Genomic DNA, 19,977 nt, shown 5'->3' with positions numbered 1-19,977 from the left:
GACGTTCGCCCTGATGAGGGCGGGCAGATCGGCGGGCTCGAACTCGAACTCATCGGCCTCGAGTTCGTCGGCGGAGAACCAGCGCACGTCGACGACCTCCACCTGCTCGTCCTCCGTCCAGCCGTCACGGGCGAGGTCGAACGGGTCCACCCGCAATGCGAACCAGGCCCAGCGTCCGGTGTCGTAGGCGTGCCAGCGCTGGTCCGGATCGAAGTCGGTCTCGAGGAAGGCCGGCGGCACGTCATCCAGTTCCAGCCCGGTCTCCTCGCGCAGCTCGCGCAGGGCCGCGGTCGGGAAGTCCTCCCCCGGGTCGACTCCCCCGCCGGGGGTGATCCAGCGGGGGCGGGCGGTGTGGTCCTTGCCCAGGTTGAGGAAGAGCAGCACGCGGTCGTCGGGGCCGTAGAGCAGCACCCGAGCGGTCGCGCGGAAGGTCATCAGCTCTGCGCCAGGAAGCCGCTGACGTCGCCGACGTAGCGGATGCGGCCCTCGGGCAGCGGGTCCAGGGTGGCGCGCGCGACTTCGGCGGCGAACTCGCTCACCGTGTACAACCGGCCGGCGTCCTCGCGGCGGGCGTCGATCGCGCCTGGTCGGGCCCGGTCGAGCAGTGTCGCGGTGATCGTGCCCTCGATCATGTCGCCCGACACGACGACGAAGCCGATGCCCTTCTCGTCGAGGGCCGGGATGCGCTCCCGCAGGGCGTCCTCGCCGGCGCGCTTGCTCTCGGCGACCTTCACGTATTCGGGCATCGTCTCGACCGTCTTGATGAAGTGCGCCTGGTGGCTCGTGACGAACACGACGCGCGCGCCCTCGCCCAGCAGCGGCAGCGCGGTCTCGAGCACGTTCACCTGGGCGTCGCGGTTGAGCTTCAGCGCGTAGTCCTCGGCCATCCCGCCCTCCATGCCGCCGGAGGCGTTCAGCACGAGGATGTCGAGGCCGCCCCAGACGTCCGTGACCGTGGCGAACATCCCGGCCACCGACGCCGGGTCGGTGAGGTCGCCGCCGACGGCGATCGCCTCTCCCCCGGCGGCCTCGATGTCGGCGATCAGCTTGAGCGCCCGCGCCTCCTTGTTGCGGTAGTTGATCGCGACCTTGGCCCCCGCCGCGGCGAGGTACTTCGCGGTGTCGGCGCCGATCCCCCGGGACGACCCGGTGACGAGGGCGCGCTTTCCGATCAACGATCCGGCGGGGAGAACGGGGGCGGCGGATGAATTCTGTGCGTCGGTGCTCACGATGTTCGAGACTACCGTCCCGCGTTCAAGGGCCTCTGCTAGCTTCGAGCCATGGAGTTCCTGGTGGAGTGGGGGTGGGTCCTCTGGCTCGCCCTGATCCTCGTGTTCGTGATCATCGAGGTCTTCACGCTCGACTTCACGTTCCTCATGCTCGCCGGCGGAGGCTTCGGCGGCCTCGTCGCCGGCTTCTTCCCGGCACCGATCTGGGCGCAGGTGGTGATCGCCGGCGTCCTCGCGCTGCTGCTCCTCTTCGTCGTGCGTCCGCCCCTCCTGCGTGCGTTCCGCAAAGGCGGCGATCCGACGCGCAGCAACGTCGAGGCACTTCTCGGGCTGTCCGGGCTCGTAGTCGCCGAGAACGCTTCGCGCAGCCAGGTGAAGCTCGCCAACGGCGAAGTCTGGACCGCCCGCCTCGCCGACGGCATCGCCACCGCGTCGGGAAACGGGCTCGTCGAGGGTGAACGGGTCGTCGTGACGGCGATCGAGGGGGCGACCGCCGTGGTCGTCCCGGCTTCGGCCACCCGGCCGGCTGAGACGCCCGCCACCGAACAGAAGGACTGACGATGAACGATCCGCTCACCTTTGGCCTCGTCCTGACCTGGATCGTGGTGATCATCGTCGTGATCTTCGTGTTCACGATCATCGCCCGCTCGATCCGGATCATCCCGCAGGCGTACGCCGGCATCGTCGAGCGTCTCGGTCGCTACCACAAGACGCTCAACCCGGGACTGAACATCCTCGTGCCGTTCATCGACCGGCTCCGGCCGCTCGTCGACATGCGCGAGCAGGTCGTCTCGTTCCCGCCGCAGCCGGTCATCACCGAGGACAACCTCGTGGTGTCGATCGACACCGTGGTGTTCTTCCAGGTGAACGACGCGCGGGCCGCGACCTATGAGATCGCGAACTACCTCGGCGCCGTCGAGCAACTGACCACGACGACCCTCCGTAACGTCGTCGGTGGCCTCAACCTCGAAGAGGCGCTGACCTCGCGCGACAACATCAACGGGCAGCTGCGCGTCGTGCTCGACGAGTCGACCGGCAAGTGGGGCATCCGCGTCGGACGCGTCGAGCTCAAGGCGATCGACCCGCCGGTGAGCATCCAGGACTCGATGGAGAAGCAGATGCGTGCCGAGCGGGACCGCCGCGCGCAGATCCTCACCGCCGAGGGCACCAAGCAGGCCGCGATCCTCCAGGCCGAGGGGTCGCGGCAGGCGAGCATCCTCGAGGCCGAGGGTGACGCCAAGGCGCAGGTGCTGCGCGCCCAGGGTGAAGCCGAAGCCATCCAGACCGTCTTCGCGGCGATTCACCAGGGCGACCCCGACAGCAAGCTGCTGGCGTACCAGTACCTGCAGACGCTGCCGAAGCTCGCCGAGGGCGACGCCAACAAGCTGTGGATCATCCCGAGCGAGCTCACCGAAGCGCTCAAGGGCATCGGCGAAGGCTTCTTCGCCCCCCGTGGTCCGGCCGCGAAGTAGCGGAAGCGCCGATCAGGGAGGCCCGCTTCCGTTCTTCACCCCTCCCGCCCCGCGGGTGCTCGCGCACCGCGGGCTGGCCCTCGACGCGCCCGAGAACACCCTCCTCGCTTTCCAGAAGGCGGTCGACGTCGGGGTGACCCATCTCGAGACCGATGTGCACGGGTCATCCGACGGCGTGGCGATGGTCAGCCACGACCCCGACCTCACGCGCCTCGCCGGTCGGCCCGCCCGGGTGGGGCAGTTGACCGCGGGTGAGCTGCGCGCCATCGACCTCGGGCACGGTCAGGGGTTCTGCTCCCTCGCCGACGCGCTCGACGCGTTCCCCGAGGCGCGTTTCAACATCGACATCAAGGCGGCGGATGCCGTCGCCCCGACGATCGCGACGATCCGAGATGCGCGCGCGATCGACCGCGTGCTCATCGGGTCGTTCAGCCCGGCCCGACGCCTCGCGGTGGTGCGGCAGCTGCCGGGCGTCGCCACCTCGATCTCGTCGCGCGGCGCGGTGGCCGCGGTGAGCGCGGCGCGGACGGCGGGCGGGATCCCGGCGCTGCGCCGCATCCTGCGGGACGTGCACGCCGTGCAGTTCCCGCTCTCCATCCTCGGGATGGCGACGATGACACCGCGCACGATCGCCGCTTTCCACGCCGCCGGCGTCGAAGTGCACGCCTGGACGATCAACGACGAGCCGACGATGGAGAGGTTGCTCGACCTCGGTGTCGACGGGTTGGTGAGCGACCGCGCGGACCTCGCGATGGGGGTTCTGGCGCGGCGTTCCTGAGACGTCCTCGCGACCCGCTCCCCATCGGCCCGGTAACGGCTGTGAAAGCACTGGGAAGGGGCGTGCGGGGGCATGGCGGGCGCCAGCCTGTCGTTATACCAGTACGGGCGTCGTTCCACCGAACCAACGCCGAAACCCCCGGGAACAGGAAGAAGGCCACACGATGGCAGAACGGAACCTGCGGGGCATGCGTCTTGGATCGCAGAGCCTCCAGAGCGAAGAGGGCGTCGAGTTCGTCCCCCGGCGCCGCAGCGTCTACCGCACGACCGACGGATCGACCTTCGAGGTGACCTTCGCGGCCGATGCCGAGGTGCCCGAGGTCTGGGAGTCGCCGCGCACCGGCCAGGAGGGCCGCCTCGTCGCGGAGGACGGCTCGCTCGTCGAGACCGAGGTCGTCGAGGCCAAGGCCGTGCGCACCCACTGGGACATGCTGCTCGAGCGTCGTACCCGCCCCGAGCTCGAAGAGCTCCTGCAGGAGCGCCTCGAGCTGCTCCGGGCCCGGCGCGGCGAAGAGGCGGCCAAGAACTCGAAGAAGTCGGCCTAAGCCTCCGACGACCTCACGAAGGGCGTCCGCTCGGCGGGCGCCCTCTTTCGTGTGCCCGCGAACCCGGCGATCAGCACGCCGCCCAGTCCGAGGATGGACACCAACCACTCGATCTGGCGCCCCGCGACGACGGCGGGCGTGACGGTCGTCAGCAGAGGAACGTCGGCCACCATGACGCCGGGTTCGTACCAGGGCAGCTGGATCTCGATGGTCCCGTCGGGCAGCACGATGGCGCTGGTTCCGACCGTCGACACGTTCACGACGGTGCGGGCGGTCTCGATCGCCCGGATGCGGGCCATCGCGAGCTGCTGGACGCTCTCGTCGGTGCGTCCGAAATCGGCGTTGTTGGTCTCGGCGAACACGATCTGGGCGCCTTGCTCCACCATCTCGGTGAGCAGCTGATCGTCGACGATGTCGAAGCAGATCGCGTTGCCGACGATCGCTCCGCTCCCGGGGAGCTCGAACACGGCATCCGTCGTCCCGGGCGTGTACTCGCGCTGGATCAGGTCGATGAGGTCGGGCGCGAACTGCCGCCAGAAGGCCCGATCGGGCACGTATTCGCCGAACGGCACGGGATGCTTCTTGTCGTAGTAGTCGAGCACCCGCGTGTCGGTCGGGCCGGACCCGGCCTCCCAGAGCAGCACGGTGTTGAAGTACTCCGGCATCGGGTCGCCGTTCTCGTCGACCTTGTCCAGCTGCCGCGTCGTGATGGTGCCTCCGACGAGCGGAGCGTCGGCCCGCTCGGAGACCTCGTCCCACAGCTCGCGGGCCCAGCCGTAGCGCAGCGGGTCGGCATCCGAGGCCCCCTCGGGCCAGACGACGACGTCGACGTCCTCGTCGTAGAGCGGTTCGGTGGCGGCGACCTGGCCGAGCAGGTTGTCGCCGAAGTCATCGGGCGGGTCGAAGTAGCCGGCCTTCGTGTCGCCTTGGACGGCCCCGACCCGCAGCGTCGGTGCCGACGCGGGCGCGGTGCCCGGGAGCGACGTCCACGGAGGCACGGCGACGAGCACGAGCGCCGCGAGAGTGACGAGAGCGCCGAGCGCTGCGCCACGGCCGGGATGCCGCAGACCTTCGTGAACCGCGGCGACCGCGAAGGCGACCAGGAACACCATCGCGAACGAGACGCCCGAGACCCCGAGCCAGGCGAAGAGCGGTGAGAGCGGGCTGTCGGACTGCGAGAACGCCACGCGGCCCCAGGAGAAGCCCCCGTAGGGCCAGACGCTCGCGGCGGCCTCACGCGCGGTCCAGATGCCGGCGACGACGACGGGCAGTAGCAGCAGGCGCCCGGCGAGACCGTCCCAGACCCGCGGCACCCAGCGGTAGGCGAGCGCGATGAGAGCGGCGGCGGCGCCGTTCCACAGCGTCATCACGGCGGCAAGCGCCGACCACGGCACGAGTCCGAGGAACTCGGAGGCCCATTCGATGTGCGGCCAGTAGAAGGTGGCCCCGAAGACGAGTCCGACGAGGATCGCCGCCCCGACGCGCCGACCCTGCATCGCGAGGAGCGCGAGCCCGATCGCCGGGAAGGCCGTGAACCACCAGCCCTTGTCGGGGAACGCGGTGTCGAGCAGGAGCCCCGCGCCCGCGGCGACGACGAGCGCCGGCAGCAGCGGCAACACCGCGGGTTGAGGAGCGCGCCGCGCAGCGGCACGCGTATCGAAACCCTGCATCACGAGACCCCAGAGTAGGCGACGATCCCCCGGCGGATGCCGTCGATCGCCTGACGCGCGCGGCGGCCGAGCGGGCCGTCGGCGACGAGCGACAACTGATCGAGGAGGTCGATCGCCTGCTTCATCCAGCGCACGAAGTCGCCGGCGGCGAGCTCGGCATCCCGCAGCACGAGATCGAGCGCCGCGCCCTGCGCCCAGCGCTGCGTGGCGAGGGCGATGCCGGGCGACGGGGCCGTGCCCTCGGGCAGACGGTGGGCGACCTCGAGCGCCTGCAGCTCCTCCCAGACGGCCTCGGTGGCTTCGAGCGCGGCGCGGAAGGCCCCGCGGGGCAACCCGCGCTCCCCGGCATCCGTCTCGCGCCTCGGCTCGTAGACCAGGCTGCTGGCGAGGGCGGCCAGCCCCGGCGCGTCGAGGTCGTCCCAGATGCCGCGTCGCAGGCATTCCGAGACGAGCAGGTCGCGTTCCCCGTAGATGCGCATGAGCGCGCGACCCGGGCCGGTCACCTCGAGTTCGCCCGCCCCGCGTTCGTCGGAGGGCTGCACGTAGCCGAGCTCGCGGAGCACTTCGGTGACGCGGTCGAAGACGAGCGCGACCGCGCCCGTGCGTCCGGAGATCTGGGAGCGCATCTGGTCGGTCTCGCGCTTGAGCCGCCACCAGCGTTCGGCCCAGCGGGCGTGCGCCTCTCGCTCCGCGCAGGCGTGACAGGGGTGCTGCTTCATGCGCTTGCGCAGGTCGGCGATCTGCCGCTGCCGGCGGTCGCGCTCCCCGCGGCTCTCGTGCTCGCCGGGACCGCGACCTTCGGCGCGGGCGTTCTTGCGCTCGAGGTCGCTCAGCTCCCGCCGCAGCGACGAGTACTCCCGGAAGTCGCCGAGGTGGCAGGTCATCGCCTGCTCGTACCCGCCGAGCGCCTCCTCTTGCTTGCGCACCCGACGGGCGAGGTCGACGACGGCGCGGTCGGCCTGGAACTGGGCGAACGACTGTTCGAGGATCTCGCGCGTGCGGGTGCGCCCGAACTGCTCGATGAGGTTGACCGCCATGTTGTAGGTCGGCCGGAACGACGAGTGCAAGGGGTAGGTGCGCCGCGACGCGAGGGAGGCGACGGCCCGCGGGTCCACTCCCCCGGTCCACTGGATGACGGCGTGCCCCTCGACGTCGATCCCGCGACGTCCGGCGCGCCCGGTGAGCTGGGTGTACTCCCCCGGCGTCAGCGGCACCCGGGCTTCGCCGTTGAACTTCTCGAGCTTCTCGATGACGACCGTGCGGGCGGGCATGTTGATGCCGAGGGCGAGCGTCTCGGTGGCGAAGACGACCTTCAACAGCTTGCGCTGGAACAGGTCCTCGACGATCTCCTTGAAGATCGGCAGCATCCCGGCGTGGTGGGCGGCGAGTCCCCGCTCGAGGCCGTCGAGCCAACCCCAGTAGCCGAGTACGGCGAGATCGGCATCCGGGATCGCCCGGCAGCGCTCCTCGACGATCGACCGGATCTCGTCGCGCTCCCAGGCTTCCGTGAGGCGCACGTCGCTGCGCGCGACCTGCTCGACCGCGGCGTCGCAGCCGACCCGGCTGAAGATGAAGAAGATCGCCGGAAGCAGGTTGCGCGACCGCAGCAGCTTCACGATGTCGGCGCGGCCCATCCGGTCGCCGAACAAACGGTCGGACCTCTCGGTGGTCGAGGAGCCGCTGGAGGCGGCGTGTCGAGACCCCCTGTCGCGCTTGCTCTTCCCCGGCCGCCCGACGCTCTGCTGCCGGTAGTTGCCGCTCGCGCGATCCTGCGAGCCGGTGAGCCGGGTCAGCTCCGGATTGACGCGGGCATCCGATCCTTCGCCGTGCACGAGGGTCGAGGTCTCGAACAGGTCGAGCAGCTTGGAGCGCACGAGCACGTGCTGCTCCAACGGCACGGGACGCTCCTCGGAGACGATGACGTCGGTGTCGCCGCGCACAGCCTGGAGCCAGTCGCCGAACTCCTCCGCGTTCGACACCGTCGCGGAGAGCGACACCATCCGCACCTCCGGGGGGAGATGGATGATGACCTCCTCCCACACGGCCCCGCGGAACCGGTCGGCGAGGTAGTGCACCTCGTCCATCACGACGTAGGTGAGGTCGCGCAGCAGCGGGCTGTCGGCGTAGAGCATGTTGCGCAGCACCTCGGTCGTCATCACGACGACGCGGGCGGAACTGTTGATGTTGCTGTCGCCGGTCAGCAGCCCGACCCGGTCCGCGCCGTGCTCGGCGGCCAGCTCGGAGAACTTCTGGTTGCTGAGCGCCTTCATCGGCGTCGTGTAGAAGACCTTCGCCCGCGGAGCCGTGAGGGCGAGGTGCACGGCGAACTCGGCGACGATCGTCTTGCCCGCGCCCGTCGGCGCCGCGACGAGCACGCTGCGTCCCGCTTCGAGCGACTCGCAGGCCTCGAGCTGGAAGGGGTCGAGGTCGAACGCCAGCCGCGCGCGGAAATCCTGCAGGTGCGGCGTGCCACGCCGAGCCTTGGCGGCGGCGAAGCGTTCGGCCGGCGACAGCTGGTCGCTCATACCGGCATCGGCTCGTCGCCGAGCTCGCGCGCGGCTCGCCGATCGATCACCCGGTCGTGCCAGACCGAGATGCCGATCGCCGCGAAGTAGAGAACCGTCATCGGGATGGCGAGCAGCACCATCGACAGCACATCGGCGGCGGGGGTGGCGAGAGCGGTGAACACCACGATCCCGAGCACCGCCCAGCGCCATCCTCGGAGGATCGAGATGCCGCGCAGCACCCCGACGAAGTTCAGCAGCACCAGGAAGACGGGCAGAACGAATGCGATGCCGATGGCGAGCATGAGCTTCAGCACGAAGTCCAGGTAGTACTTGGCGTCGTAGAAGGTCGTCGCCCCGGCCGGAACGAACGACGACATCACCTCGACGATGCGCGGAAGCACGAACCACCCGGCCGCGCACCCGGCGAGGAAGAGGGGGACGGCGGTGAAGAAGAAGCCGAACGTGTACCGCTTCTCGCGGCCGGTCAGCCCGGGGACGAAGAAGGCGAAGATCTGGTAGAGCCACAGCGGGCTCGACAGCACGATGCCCGTGACCACCGCGACCTGGAACTGGATGTCGAGGGCCCCGGTGATGTTCGTGAAGTTGATCGCGACCTCATCGGTATCCCGGCCCTGCGCCGACGCGAGCCGGAAGATCGGACCGCTGAGCGCCGTCCAGGTCCCCGCCCCGTCGAGCGCACGCGCCGATCCCGGCACCGCGGGATCCAGCAGTGCGCCGAACCAGGACAGGTCGTAGATCGCGAACCCGACGATCGTCCCGCCGAGGATCCCGAGGGCGGCACGCGTCAGCCGCTTGCGCAGTTCGATCAGATGTGCGCCGAGCGACATCCGCCTGTCGGGGTTCCGCCGGCTGGTGGCGGCCATCCCCCCGCTACTTCTTGTCGGTCGGCTGGTCCGACTCGGACTTCGCGGCGACGTCGGCCTCGGTCTCGTCGGACTTGAGCTCCTTGCGGAACACCTTCGCCGACTGGCCGAGGCTCTTGGCGAGGGCCGGAAGGCGGGTGGCGCCGAACAGCAGGAGCACGACGACGAGGATGATGGCCCACGTCTGCCACTGGTTCACCAGAAGGATGGTCGTGAACACGCGGGTCTCCTCGAGTCGTGCGGCAGCTACTGCGGTTCAGTGTAACTCAGCGATACCGGGAGACTCCGGCAGCCGCCCACTCGGCGACGACGGAGCGGGCTTCGGCCGGTTCCACGACCGTGACGACTCCCGGCATGCTCGCGATGAGCCGTTTGAGGCCGTGGTAGTGCGACACGCGCACCGCGGTCCGGATCCGGGCGCCCTCCGGCCGGCTCCGGGCCCCGTCGGGGATGTAGTCCGCCAGCAACGGCATCGCGGAGGGTTCCACGTCGATGACGACCTCGAGGTCGTCGGGCGAGGCTTCGAACAGCTCCGGGAGCCGCACATCGCTCACCCGGTGGGAGACGGGCGCATCGGTGACCTCCGCGCGCGAGATGCGATCCAGCCGGAAGGTGCGCACGGCCTCGCGCAGGTGGCACCAGCCCCGCAGGTACCAGTCGGCGTCGACCGATTCCACCTGCAGGGCGTCGACGCGTCGGCGTTCGAGTTCGCCGCGTGCGTTCAGATAGTCGAACTCGAGCTGGAGTCCCCGGTCGAGCGACTCGCGGATGAGGGTGATCGAGGGCATGAGGCGTTCGCGCGTCTCCGCCTCGCCGACGCCGACGGGAGCGAGGGCGCCGGAGGTGCCGCGAGAGAGCTTCGCGATGAGGCTCGCGATCGACGCGCGATCGGCGTACTCCGGCAGCGCCGAGAGGTACTGCAGGCCCATGATGAGCGCCGACGCCTCCCGAGCGGAGAACCGCGGCGAATCGTCGATGGCGACCCGGTTGGTGAGCACGATCTCGTCGTCGTTCTCGAAGGCGTCCCAGTCGATGTCGAACAGGTCGTCGTGCTGATAGGCCGCGGTCTCGCCCGGCAGTCCGCTGACCGCGATGAGGTTGACGGCATCCCGGATCTGTTCGGCGGGGATGCCGAAATGCGCGGCCGCCTCGGCCACGGTGACCCGGTCGTGATCCATCAGGTACGGCACGAGCGAGAGCAGAAAGGCGAGCTTGTCGCGCGCCTGGAAGGGCTGGGGCTTAGGAGCCGCCATGAGCCGCCACCACCCCTCGCAGCCGGGACACGACGGCGTCGCGCAGCGCGGGCGGGCCGAGCACGAGCACCTCGGGGCCGAATCCGCTGAGCTCGTCGGCGAGGATGTTGACGTCGACGAAGTGCAGCTGCACGTGATCCCCGACGACCGTCGCGCCGTCGCGGTTGGCGAGCCGGGTGGCGGCGTCGGAACCGGGGACGACCTCGAGTTCGGCGACGTTGCTCTCCCACACCTCCTGCAGATCGGCGAGAGCCTCGGCGGGAAGGTCGCCCGCCGGCATGTCGGCGGCCTTCCCCGCGATGACCGGCCCGACGATGCGACGCAGCAGATACACGCGGCGCTCGCCGGCACGCTCGGCCGACAGGTGCCAGCGACCCTGGTACTGCACGAGTGCGAGGGGGATGACGTCGCGTTCGGTCGCCTTCTCCTCCCCCGGCTTGAGGTACGGGAAGCGCACCCGCACGCCTTTGCGGATGGCGGCGTCGAGGGGATCGAACGCGGCATCCCGCAATCGGATGCGCGGGGCGTAGCCCAGCAGCGGCTCATCGGCCGTGACCCCGAGAGAGCGCAGCTTCAGCACCGCGCGGCGGGACTCGCCGGACAGCGACCCCTCCCGCCAGACCGTCGCGGCGAGGTTGAGCAGCGCCGTCTCCTCGGAGCTGAACGTCACGTCGGCAGGGAGCTCGTAGGCGCCCTTCGGGATGCGATAGCGCAGGGTCTGGTTGTTGCCGGCGTCGCCCGGCGAATCGAGTGTCTCGAGCGGCACGCCGAGATCACGGATGTCGTCCTTGTCGCGCTCGAACTGGCGCTCGAGGTTCGCGTTGTCGCCGCCGCTCGTGAAGCGCTGGTGGTAGCCCTGCACCGTCGAGAGGATCTCGTTCTTGGTGAGTCCGGTCTCGGTCGCGAGCAGCGCGAGCACGAGGCTGAACAGGCGCTCCTCGACCGGTACGGCGGCCTGCGTCATACCGGATCCGATCGTCAGTCCTGCGACGTGATGCCGAGGATGTCGATGACGAAGACCGTCGAACCGGTGGACTCGTCGTCGCTCGGGAGCACGACGAGCAGCTGCGAACCGACCTTCGCGCCGTCGAGCGCGTCGTAGAGCGTCTCGTCGGTCAGCACGTCGGCGGAGAAGTCGATCAATCGAGGGGTGCCGGTCGCCCAGGTGTCGTCGCCGAGGGTCGCCGAGCCGCCGATCGTGGTCGGCCAGGTCCAGGTGCGCACGTGGGCGATGACGGTGTCGCCGTCCTCGAGTGCGGCGCCGCCGCCGGCCTTGATGACGGCGGAGCGGGGCTCCGTCGGGGATTCCTGGTAGGTGAGGGTGATACCCGGCTCGCCGTCGACCGCCGTCACGACCTGCGGCAGCCCGTCCTGCGGCAACTGGTTGATGCCGTTGGCTTTGCCGAGGAACACGTCGATGACGTCGATCACCGCGACGATCGTGTCGGTCGCGTCCTGGCCACGTGCGTCGATCTCGCCGACCGGGCCGGTCAGCACGATCCGCGAGCCGGGCGTGGCGCACTCGAGGGCTTCGCCGAAGGCCAGCTTGAGGTCGCTGGCCGCCCCGAGCTCGCTCTCGCCCGTCGTGATCGACTCGCCGGAGGCGCCGTCGTAGTAGACGTAGTCGTAGAGGATCGTCGAGCCGGGGGCGGCGGGCTCGCCGGAGCCGCGGGTGACGACCGTGCGCTGCAGTTCGTCCGAGATGAGAGGAGTCGGGAACTCGACGGCCGGGGCGTCGCCGACATCCCCCGTGGCGGTCACGATCGAGGAGGCATCGCCCGACGGGAACGCGGGCTCGCATCCGCCGTCGATCGAGAAGCCGGAGCAACCGACAAGGGCGCCCGTGACGAGCACGGCGGCGGCCACGGCGGTCAGGGGCCGGGCAAGCGGGGAACGACGCACGACCGAGAGTCTATTCGAGAAGACAGGCTCTACTTGTCGAGCGGGGTCTCGGGTGCGGTGTCGAGTGGCGAGCCGACGCTGTCGGCGAGGGCGCGCGCGTCGCGGGCGACCTTGCGCATTCGCTTGTCGCTCTTGACGTGCTCGCCGAGCGCTCCGGGGGTCCACGCCTCGACGTCCTCCTCGCTGTACTCCGACTTCGAAGCCCGGCGGGCGGGTGCGGGCAGCACGGATCCCGGGGCGAGGCGCCGGGCGGTCAGCAAGAACCCGGTGTGGCCGACCATCCGGTGGTCGGGGCGCACGGCGAGCCCCTCGACGTGCCAGCCGCGGATGATCGTCTCGCTCGAGTCGGGCTGCGTGTAGAGGCCGCTCGCCCGGATCGCCTCGGCGGTGCGCGAGAGCTGAGTGACGGTCGCGACATAGCAGAGCAGGACGCCACCGGGGGCGAGTGCAGCGCTCACCGCGGGCAGGCACTCCCACGGTGCGAGCATGTCGAGGATGACGCGGTCCGCCTGGATGCCGCGGATCGGCAGCTCGTCGGCGAGATCGCCCAGCGCGACCTCCCAGTTCGGCGGCAGTTCGCCGAAGAACCCCGCGACGTTGCCGCGGGCGATGTCGGCGAACTCCTCGCGGCGCTCGAACGACAGCAGCTTCCCCGTCGGCCCGATCGCCCGCAGCAGCCAGATCGACAGCGCGCCCGACCCGACCCCCGCTTCGACGACGGTGGCGCCGGGGTGGATGTCGGCGAGCCCGATGATCTGCGCCGCATCCTTCGGGTAGATGATCGCGGCACCGCGCGGCATCGACATGACGTAGTCGACGAGCAGCGGCCGCAGTGCGAGGTACGTGTCGCCGTTGGAGGCCGCGAGCACCGACCCCTCGGGCTGCCCGACGATGTCGGAGTGCCAGAGCACTCCGCGATGGGTGTGCAGGCCGCCGCCCTCGGTCAGGGTCACGGTGTGCATCTGCCCTTTCGGGCCGGTCAGCTGCACGCGGTCGCCGACCCGGAAGTCCGCGCCGCTCACGCGAGCACCGCCGTCAGCTCGGCGAGGCTCGGCAGCGTGTCGCGCAGGAGGTAGGCGGGGCTCGGCGGCAGCGGGATGTGCAGCGGCAGGGCGAACACCGTCGCGCCGGCCGCGACCGCCGAGGCCACCCCGGGTTCCGAGTCCTCCAGAGCGACGCAGGCGGCGATGTCGACGTCGAGCAGCGCGGCGGCTGCCAAGTAGGGCTCGGGATGCGGCTTGGCGTTCACGACGTCATCCCCGGCCACGACGACGTCGAAGCCCGCGAACGGCAGCGCGGCGACGACATCCAGCGCCATGTGGCGCCGGGACATCGTGACGAGAGCGGTCGGGATGCCGGCATCCTTCAGTTCGGTGAGCAGCTCGAGCGCCCCGGCCCGCCACGGCACGGCGTCGGCGATCTGCACGCGCACCTGCTCGGTGAGCGTCTCGATGATCTCCTCGACGGAAAGCTCGACACCGCGCGACTGGAGGATGAGGGCGGAGCGCTCGAGCCCCGATCCGACGAGCTGGAGGCCGTCCTCCGGCGTCCAGACGCCGCCGGCGGCGTGCACCATGTCGCTCTCGGCCTGAAGCCAGTAGGGCTCGGTGTCGACGAGGGTGCCGTCCATGTCCCACAGGACGGCGGCGGGTTTCTGCACGGCAGAGCGGACGGAAGTGGCGGTGGTCACGACGGACCAGCTTAGGTGCGGTGGGCGGCCTATCCTGGGGGCATGGCCGAGTCGGGAGACCAGAACCCGTTCCGCGGGGGTTCCGTGCTCCTCGTCGCCTTCGAGGGCTGGAACGACGCCGGCGAGGCGGCGAGCGGGGCGGTGCGCGCCGTTCGCGACCAGCTGGGCCTCGTCAGCCGGCTCGACGTCGAGCCCGAGGACTACTTCGACTATCAGTTCAACCGTCCCGAGGTCTCCACCAACGACGCGGGCGAGCGCGTGCTCGAATGGCCGAGCGTGACGCTCTCCGCTCCGCTCGACGGCGCGGGCGTGCACGTGCTGCTCGGCAGCGAGCCGTCGCGCGGCTGGAAGACCTTCAGCGCCGAGATCATCGACGCCGCCGAGGCGGCCGGGGTGACCGGCATCGTCTTCCTCGGGGCGATGCTCGCCGACGTGCCGCACACCCGTCCGATCTCGGTGTTCGCCGGGAGCGACAACCGTGCCGTGCAGGAGTACTGGGAGCTCGAGGCCTCGACCTACGAGGGGCCGGTCGGCATCCTCTCGGTGCTCGGCATGGCGGCCGAGAAGGCCGGCATCCCGACCCTCTCGATCTGGGCGAGCGTGCCCCACTACGTGCACAACTCGCCGTCGCCGAAGGCGACCCTGGCGCTGCTGGACCGGCTCGAGGAGTTCGTCGACGTCGTCGTCGATCGCGGATCGCTCGTCGCGGACGCCTCAGCCTGGGAGGACGGCATCGACGCCCTCGCCGAGGACGACGAGGACATGGCCGCGTACATCAAGCAGCTCGAGACCGCGCGCGACACCGTCGACTCCCCCGAGGCTTCGGGCGACGCGATCGCCGAGGAGTTCGAGCGCTACCTCCGCCGCCGCAACGGTCGCGACGACGGTCCGACCGCCCGCGGCTAGCCACCCGGGACCAGCCGCTCGCGGCTAGGGCTGCAGGACGCCCGTCGCGAGCAGCGCGATCAGCACGCCGCCGAGCAGGATGCGGTAGATCACGAACGGCAGGAACGACCTCGTCGAGATGTAGCGCATCAGGAACGCGATGACGGCGAGTCCGACGGCGAAGGCCACGACCGTCGCGGCGACGGTCGGCAGCAGGCCGTAGCCGGTGCCGCACCCGGCGTCGACGCCGGGCTCGCAGGTGAAGGCCGTGTAGGTCTCGTAGAGGCCCGCGCCGAAGACCGCGGGGACGGCGAGCAGGAACGAGAACCGGGCCGCCGAGGGACGGTCGTAGCCGAGCACGAGGCCCGCACTCGTCGACGCGCCCGAGCGCGAGACACCGGGCACGAGGGCGAGCATCTGCGCGCCGCCGATGAGCAGGCCGTCGCGATAGGTGAGATCCTGCACGGTCTTCACTCGGCGGCCGAGCCGGTCGGCGAGACCGAGCAGGATGCCGAACACGATGAGCACGATCGCGGTGATCCAGAGGGAGCGGAGCTGCTCGCGGATGAGATCCTGCAGGAAGAAGCCGGCGAGCACGATCGGCACCGTGCCGATGATGATGACCCAGCCGAGCCGCACGTCCGGATCGCCCTTCCGGATGCCGGCGGAGTGCGCTCCCCCGCGCGCCCCGAACGAGCGGAACCACTTGCCGATGATCCGCGTGATGTCCTTCCAGAAGTAGATGAGCACCGCCAGCTCGGTTCCGAGCTGCGTGATCGCGGTGAACGTCGCACCCGGGTCACCCCAGCCCGCGAGGTCGCCGAAGATGCGCAGGTGCGCGCTGGAAGAGATCGGCAGGAACTCCGTCAGGCCCTGGAGGAGGCCGAGGATGATCGCCTCGAGAAAGTCCACCGGGCGATTCTGTCAGGAGTTCGAGGGTCGCCCCGTCGCGGTCAGTCGCACCAGGACGCGGCGAAGCCGGCGATCCCCCGGTTGGCGCTCCCGGTCTCGAGGTCGACGAAGTAGGTGGTGCTCCCGCTTCGGCCCGAGACGTTGGGGTAACCGTCGAGTTCGCCCTCCGGATCCTGCACCTCGACCGCCAGGTACTGCGCATTGGTCGACAGGCACACGTCGCGCACCGGGACGCCGGGGTCGGGGTCGTAGACGACGTCGACGCCGTCGGGTCCGACGAGCAGGATCTCGTAGTCGAGCACGAAGTCCGGGCCCGGGGAGGAGACGATCTCGACGTAGCGGTCCCCGCCGAGGGCGACCACCTTGCCCGGGTATGCGCTCGGATCCAGCCCGTCGTCGGGCAGCACGAGCGTGGTCGTCTCCCCCGTCTCCAGGTCGATCGTGCTCCCCGACAGCGGATCGGCGACGACGAGTTCGAGCGTGCCGGGCAGGAAGCCCCGAAGCTCGGCGTGTTCGCCCAGCGGCAGGGGCGGTGCGGAGAGGTCGGCGGTGTCGACGAGCAGCAGGGCCTCGTCGAAGGTCTGCACGACGAGATAGCCGGTTCCCGGCACGATCCGCCAGTCGAGCACCGAGGCGACGTCGCCGTCGAGGCCGGTCACCGGGCGCACGAGAGCCGACGGATCGCGAGGGTCGAACACGAGCAGCTGCGACATGACCTCGTCAGGGTCGTTCGGACTGAAGAGCACGCCGATCAGTCCGGTGGTCGGCGAGGCGCGGAGCTTCTGCAGCCGGCCGGTGCCGGGCAGCGGGATGTCGAGCTCCACCCCTTCCCCCGTCGGCGCGAGCACGAGCCGCCCGTCCGCTCCGGACTCGTCGAGCAGGACGGCCGCGATCCCGTCGCGCGCCACGGCGAACTCCTGGATGCGGTCCGCCGTGAAGAGCGTGACGCCGTCGGCCCCCGAGACCGCTCGACGGCGCACCTGGTCGCGCCCGTCCGGATCGCGCACCAGCACGGCGACCTCGAGATCGGGCGTCGTGAAGGCGAAGTCGAGCGTGCCGGAGACCCCGGTCGCCGACCCGGTCACGGCAGCGGAGATGTCGTAGTCGGTGAGGGCCCGCAGCATCCCGGTGAACCGCACCGTGATCGTGCGGGCGTCCGAGGTGACCTCGATCGGGACGTCGGGGGTGATCGTCACGTCGGCGGCGTCGACCGGGTCGATGGCCTGGTCGGCCCGCAGCACGAGACGCTGCCCGGTGCGTTCGAGGGCTGTCGCGTCGGCGACCGCGGCGTCGTCGAGGTGCGGTCCGCGGAACAGACCCGCGACGCCCAGGCCCGTCGTCGCGATCGCGAGCACTCCGATCGTCGCGACGACGCTGCGACGATACCTGAGACCGGCGCGAGCCCGTCGACGGCCGACGGCACCCGGATCGTCAGTAGACATAGGGCTGAGCGGGCTGGTCGATGCCCTCGAAGGTGTCCGGCACGAGCACGATCGGTTCGGCGGCGGAGGGGTCGGCGCTCGGCGAGAAGCCGCCCGTCACCTCGACCCAGTCGTCGACCGCGAAGCGGTCCTGCCAGCCCGGGAACAGCACCGGCACCCCGAGCGGTTGCGCGTCGACGGCGCAGCAGGTGACGAGGAATCGGGCGACGTAGACGACATCCGGATCTTCGGTGGCGACGAGGAAGCCCGAGAACGCCGCCGCCTTGCCGGCGAAGAAGTCGTCGCCGAGTCCCTGATGCAGGAGCGTCGCCCAGTCCTTCACCGTGAACGTCGTCGAATCGCCGCCGACGAGCGATGTCGTGTCGGCTGACGACAGCGCCGTCGAGTCGGCGATGTCGCGGTTGTCGGCGGTCGCGGAGCTGAGGGTCGCGGGCGGCAGCACCAGCAGCGCGACGGCCGAGGCGGCGACGAGCAGCACGCTGCCGCCGATCGCGAGGGCCGCACGCCAGCCGGTGGGCGGCGTCTCGTCGGGCAGGTCGTCGTCGTGCGCGTGACCGCGCCCGGGGACCACCAGGAACGCGGCGATCGACGCCGCTCCCCCGATCACCGCCATCACGATCGTGAACACCGTGTACCGCGGGTGGATGTAGAGCTCGAGCCGCCCGGTCGCGCCGAGCCAGAGGATCGCGACGACCCCGATCAGGCTCAAAGTCACGCCGAGCCAGCGTTCCACGAACCGACGCGCCAGCCACCGCTCAGACAAGGTTCATCGCCAATCCGACGGTCGCCGCCCCGAGGCCGACGAGGAGAGTGAGCAGCGCGAGTGTCTTCGCGGTGAAGGTCGTGCGCAGGAGCGCGAGCATCTTGACGTCGATCACCGGCCCGAAGAGCAGGAACGCCACGATCGCGCCGGGCAGGAACGTGGAGCCGAGCGCGAGCACGAAGAACGCGTCGACGTTGGAGCACACCGCGATCACGAACGCGAGCAGCATGAGCACGAAGACCGAGATCACCGGGTTCGAGCCGAGGGTCACGAGCACGTCGCGCGAGACGCCCACCTGGATGACCCCGGCGATCGCGGAGCCGACGAGCAGCGCCGGCAGCATCGACGTCAGTTCGGCCGCGAAGGTCTCGATCGACTGCCGCCACCGGCCGCCGTGCTCATGGTCGTGGCTCCGCGCACGGGAGCAGGCCGCCGAGAACGAGCGGGTCAGCAGCGCATCCGGTCGGGGGTGACGGGAGAAGAGCCAGCCGACGAGGTTGGCGATCACGAACCCGCCGAGCACCCGCGCGACGAGGATCCCGTCGTCGAATCCGAACGCCTGGTAGGTCGTGATGATGGTGACCGGATTGACGATGGGCGCCGCGACGAGGAAGGTCATCGCCTCGGGCACGGTCAGGCCGCGCATGATGAGGCCGCGCGACAGCGGCACGTTGCCGCATTCGCACACCGGAAGCAGCACCCCGAGCAGCGACAGCACCGCGCGACGCAGGACGGGGGTGCGCGGCAGCACCCGGAACAGCACGCGCTGCGGCACCCACACCTGCACGACGACCGCGAGTCCGATGCCGAGGAACACGAACGGCAGCGACTCGATCACGACGCTGAGCGAGAGCGTGACGAAATCCTGCACGACGTTGCCGAGCTCGATGCCGTCGGGGCCCGGCGCGAAGATGCGCAGCGCGGTCATGCCGAGCACGAGCGCAAGACCCGCGACGACGTAGCGCGCGGGCGAGGTGCGCCGGGTCTCGGGCAGAAGGGTGGGGGGTGCGATCGTCACGACTCAGCAGCTCCGCAGGAAGTCGCCGAGCACCGCGCGACCGAAGACGAGAGCGTCGAGGGGGACGCGTTCGTCGACCCCGTGGAACATCGCGGGGAAGTCGAGGCCGGGCCCGAGTTTCAGCGGCGCGAAGCCGTAGCCGGTGATGCCGAGCTTCGAGAGCGCCTTGTTGTCGGTGCCCCCGCTCATCAGATAGGGCAGCACGGGCGCGCCGGGATCGAACCGGTGCAGGGAGGCGACCATGGCATCCACGAGGTCGCCGCTGAACGACTCCTCCAGTCCGACGTCGTGGTGCACGATCTCGATCTCGATCTCGGGACCGACGAGCTCGCGCACCCGCGCGAGCACCTCGTCCTCCTGCCCCGGGAAGGGTCGGACGTCGATGAGGGCCTCCGCGCGGTCCGGGATGACGTTGTGCTTGTAGCCGGCCTCGAGCACGGTCGGGTTGGTCGTGACGTGGATGCCGGCCTGGAGGAACCCCGCCGCCGACCCGGCCGAGAGGATGAGGGCATCCGGATCGCCGGCGTCGCCCCCGAGGAGGTCGGCGAGTCGCGCCAACTGGTCGCGGGTCGTCGCGGTGAGGTGCACGGGCCACTCCTCGCGTCCGAGCTTCGCGACGGCCTCGGCGAGTTTGGTGACCGCGTTGTCGCGGAACACCCGCGACCCGTGGGCCGCTCCCCCGCGGGCGACGAGTCGGATCCAGAGGAGCGCCTTCTCGCCGGTCTGCAGCAGGTAGGCGCGCGTGCCGCCGAGGTCGATCGAGTACCCGCCGACCTCGCTGACGGCGTCCGTCGCCCCCGCGAACAGCTCGGGATGCTCGTCGACCAGGAAGTGCGAGCCGAAGACGCCGCCGTTCTCCTCGTCGGCGAAGAACGCCACGACGAGCTCACGGGCCGGCAAAGCCCCCGAGGACAGGATGTCGTCGAGCGAGGTCAGGATCATGGCATCCATGTCCTTCATGTCGACAGCTCCCCGGCCCCACAGCATGCCGTCCTTGACCACGCCCGCGAACGGGTCGACGCTCCAGT

21 protein-coding genes are annotated in these 19,977 nt (G+C 70.4%); 5 read left to right on the top strand and 16 right to left on the bottom strand.

Going from position 1 to position 19,977, the window contains the following annotated elements:
* Positions 1 to 435: NUDIX hydrolase (locus ACILQS_RS10060; RefSeq protein ID WP_395639985.1), on the bottom strand; the 435-nt coding region annotated here is incomplete at its 3' end.
* A complete protein-coding gene (locus tag ACILQS_RS10055; RefSeq protein WP_395639984.1) occupies positions 435 to 1,229 on the bottom strand; it encodes an SDR family oxidoreductase in 795 nt (264 codons plus the stop codon). The genes ACILQS_RS10055 and ACILQS_RS10060, both read right to left, overlap by 1 nt.
* Before the next feature lie 51 nt (positions 1,230 to 1,280).
* Here ACILQS_RS10055 and ACILQS_RS10050 point away from each other — a divergent pair, with 51 nt between their 5' ends.
* The 4 genes from ACILQS_RS10050 to ACILQS_RS10035 all read left to right on the top strand — a co-directional run bounded on the left by ACILQS_RS10050 (position 1,281) and on the right by ACILQS_RS10035 (position 4,023).
* Entirely contained in the window at positions 1,281 to 1,787 is a 507-nt protein-coding gene (locus ACILQS_RS10050; RefSeq protein ID WP_395639983.1) for an NfeD family protein, read from the top strand.
* A gap of 2 nt (positions 1,788 to 1,789) precedes the next feature.
* Positions 1,790 to 2,701 carry an SPFH domain-containing protein gene (locus ACILQS_RS10045; protein WP_395639982.1) on the top strand — a complete coding sequence of 304 codons (912 nt, stop codon included), beginning with the start codon at positions 1,790 to 1,792 and terminating at the stop codon, positions 2,699 to 2,701.
* 55 nt (positions 2,702 to 2,756) lie between these two features.
* The gene (locus tag ACILQS_RS10040; RefSeq protein ID WP_395639981.1) at positions 2,757 to 3,479 is read left to right on the top strand and encodes a glycerophosphodiester phosphodiesterase family protein; all 723 of its coding nucleotides are present in this window, start codon (positions 2,757 to 2,759) and stop codon (positions 3,477 to 3,479) included.
* 163 nt (positions 3,480 to 3,642) lie between these two features.
* On the top strand, positions 3,643 to 4,023 hold the full coding sequence (locus tag ACILQS_RS10035) for an RNA polymerase-binding protein RbpA (RefSeq protein WP_395639980.1): 381 nt from the start codon (positions 3,643 to 3,645) through the stop codon (positions 4,021 to 4,023).
* On the opposite strand, the gene lnt is transcribed toward ACILQS_RS10035, so the two are convergent.
* From lnt to ACILQS_RS09990, 9 genes are read right to left on the bottom strand one after another with little or no spacing between them, the layout of a single operon-like run.
* The gene (gene lnt, locus ACILQS_RS10030; RefSeq protein ID WP_395639979.1) at positions 4,020 to 5,642 is read right to left on the bottom strand and encodes an apolipoprotein N-acyltransferase; all 1,623 of its coding nucleotides are present in this window, start codon (positions 5,640 to 5,642) and stop codon (positions 4,020 to 4,022) included. The two genes, ACILQS_RS10035 and lnt, sit on opposite strands and share 4 nt — an antisense overlap.
* Before the next feature lie 50 nt (positions 5,643 to 5,692).
* A complete protein-coding gene (locus tag ACILQS_RS10025; RefSeq protein WP_395639978.1) occupies positions 5,693 to 8,218 on the bottom strand; it encodes a DEAD/DEAH box helicase in 2,526 nt (841 codons plus the stop codon).
* Positions 8,215 to 9,048, bottom strand: coding sequence for a twin-arginine translocase subunit TatC (tatC, locus tag ACILQS_RS10020; protein ID WP_395639987.1), 834 nt, complete (start codon positions 9,046 to 9,048; stop codon positions 8,215 to 8,217). Before tatC ends, ACILQS_RS10025 begins: the two co-directional genes overlap by 4 nt.
* Before the next feature lie 43 nt (positions 9,049 to 9,091).
* Positions 9,092 to 9,304: a twin-arginine translocase TatA/TatE family subunit gene (gene tatA, locus ACILQS_RS10015; RefSeq protein WP_395639977.1), complete on the bottom strand. Its 213-nt coding sequence runs from the start codon at positions 9,302 to 9,304 to the stop codon at positions 9,092 to 9,094.
* Positions 9,305 to 9,350: 46 nt separating this feature from the next.
* Entirely contained in the window at positions 9,351 to 10,337 is a 987-nt protein-coding gene (locus ACILQS_RS10010) for a helix-turn-helix transcriptional regulator (protein ID WP_395639976.1), read from the bottom strand.
* Entirely contained in the window at positions 10,324 to 11,301 is a 978-nt protein-coding gene (locus ACILQS_RS10005; protein ID WP_395639975.1) for a helix-turn-helix transcriptional regulator, read from the bottom strand. The genes ACILQS_RS10010 and ACILQS_RS10005 overlap by 14 nt, the downstream gene beginning before the upstream one ends.
* Positions 11,302 to 11,315: 14 nt before the next feature.
* Entirely contained in the window at positions 11,316 to 12,239 is a 924-nt protein-coding gene (locus tag ACILQS_RS10000) for a hypothetical protein (protein WP_395639974.1), read from the bottom strand.
* A 29-nt stretch (positions 12,240 to 12,268) separates the two neighbouring features.
* The gene (locus ACILQS_RS09995; protein WP_395639986.1) at positions 12,269 to 13,201 is read right to left on the bottom strand and encodes a tRNA (adenine-N1)-methyltransferase; all 933 of its coding nucleotides are present in this window, start codon (positions 13,199 to 13,201) and stop codon (positions 12,269 to 12,271) included.
* A 56-nt stretch (positions 13,202 to 13,257) separates the two neighbouring features.
* Positions 13,258 to 13,929: an HAD family hydrolase gene (locus ACILQS_RS09990; protein ID WP_395639973.1), complete on the bottom strand. Its 672-nt coding sequence runs from the start codon at positions 13,927 to 13,929 to the stop codon at positions 13,258 to 13,260.
* Between the two features lie 42 nt (positions 13,930 to 13,971).
* On the opposite strand from ACILQS_RS09990, the gene ACILQS_RS09985 reads away from it, so the two are divergent.
* Entirely contained in the window at positions 13,972 to 14,835 is an 864-nt protein-coding gene (locus ACILQS_RS09985) for a proteasome assembly chaperone family protein (protein ID WP_395639972.1), read from the top strand.
* A gap of 24 nt (positions 14,836 to 14,859) precedes the next feature.
* On the opposite strand, the gene ACILQS_RS09980 is transcribed toward ACILQS_RS09985, so the two are convergent.
* The 5 genes from ACILQS_RS09980 to ACILQS_RS09960 all read right to left on the bottom strand — a co-directional run.
* Positions 14,860 to 15,726 carry an undecaprenyl-diphosphate phosphatase gene (locus ACILQS_RS09980; RefSeq protein ID WP_395639971.1) on the bottom strand — a complete coding sequence of 289 codons (867 nt, stop codon included), beginning with the start codon at positions 15,724 to 15,726 and terminating at the stop codon, positions 14,860 to 14,862.
* A gap of 41 nt (positions 15,727 to 15,767) precedes the next feature.
* Complete coding sequence (locus ACILQS_RS09975; RefSeq protein WP_395639970.1) at positions 15,768 to 17,168, bottom strand: hypothetical protein; 1,401 nt, start codon at positions 17,166 to 17,168, stop codon at positions 15,768 to 15,770.
* A complete protein-coding gene (locus tag ACILQS_RS09970) occupies positions 17,158 to 17,883 on the bottom strand; it encodes a TIGR03943 family putative permease subunit (protein ID WP_395639969.1) in 726 nt (241 codons plus the stop codon). The genes ACILQS_RS09975 and ACILQS_RS09970 overlap by 11 nt, the downstream gene beginning before the upstream one ends.
* 40 nt (positions 17,884 to 17,923) lie before the next feature.
* The gene (locus tag ACILQS_RS09965; protein WP_395639968.1) at positions 17,924 to 18,949 is read right to left on the bottom strand and encodes a permease; all 1,026 of its coding nucleotides are present in this window, start codon (positions 18,947 to 18,949) and stop codon (positions 17,924 to 17,926) included.
* A 3-nt stretch (positions 18,950 to 18,952) separates the two neighbouring features.
* The coding region (locus tag ACILQS_RS09960) for a M20/M25/M40 family metallo-hydrolase (RefSeq protein WP_395639967.1) at positions 18,953 to 19,977 on the bottom strand (1,025 nt) is incomplete at its 5' end.

It is taken from the genome of Pseudolysinimonas sp. (assembly GCF_044239695.1).
Taxonomy (GTDB): domain Bacteria; phylum Actinomycetota; class Actinomycetes; order Actinomycetales; family Microbacteriaceae; genus Pseudolysinimonas_A.
The sequence above is the reverse complement of the archived record's forward strand: the minus strand, read 5'-3'. Positions and strand labels throughout refer to the sequence as shown.